This window comes from Porphyromonas uenonis 60-3, assembly GCF_000174775.1.
Classification (GTDB): domain Bacteria; phylum Bacteroidota; class Bacteroidia; order Bacteroidales; family Porphyromonadaceae; genus Porphyromonas; species Porphyromonas uenonis_A.
This window is the reverse complement of the sequence record NZ_ACLR01000075.1, coordinates 1-531: the sequence shown is the minus strand read 5'-3', so window position 1 is coordinate 531 and position 531 is coordinate 1. Positions and strand designations below refer to the sequence as shown.

Annotated in this window: 1 protein-coding gene; it reads left to right on the top strand. The window is 46.0% G+C overall.

All coding sequences use genetic code 11. The annotated features are described in order from the left end of the window. Positions 1-14 precede the first annotated feature (14 nt). A complete protein-coding gene (locus PORUE0001_RS11030; RefSeq protein ID WP_007364501.1) occupies positions 15-149 on the top strand; it encodes a hypothetical protein in 135 nt (44 codons plus the stop codon). Positions 150-531 lie beyond the last annotated feature (382 nt).

The window sequence follows — 531 nt, the reverse complement described above, 5'->3', positions numbered from 1 at the left end:
ATGACTAGACGACTATGGATATACGACTACCTTATCTCACACCCACCAGTCTCTCCAAGGCTCTAGAGGCAGCCTCTCGAGCAAGACAATCTACACATCACCAAGAGATGATGCAGCACCTCCTCGAGCTAGCGCAGAGCGGGGTGTAGCTACTTCTATCCTAAGGGGATACAACAAAGTCTCTCCTAAGCATTCTAGCCTGCAACCACTGCGGGCTAGATGCTATACTCCTTGAGGCAAGAGACACATAAAGCGAGCCGTCTAGTACTCAGAGACTAGACAGCTCGCTTCTCTTATTGCGTCTTAGAGCAGTGCTCCCAAGAACTAACTTCTAATCTCTATCTTCTAATCTCTATCTTCTAATTTCTATTATACCCTAAGGGACATGTATACGTATCGGAGAGTTTTTAGTATCTTTGTGGGACTTGAAATTAAGATCGCAACCAGTAAATATGAAGAGAACTTGTAAGTTTACACTTGATGCTACGCTGCCCAAGTACCCCACCTTTGAGGAGGGCATCCGTCGAGCAC

What these genes read in the sequence shown, in the direction of transcription:
- PORUE0001_RS11030 (WP_007364501.1), top strand. Translation starts at nt 15, where the DNA reads ATGGATATACGACTACCTTATCTCACACCCACCAGTCTCTCCAAGGCT.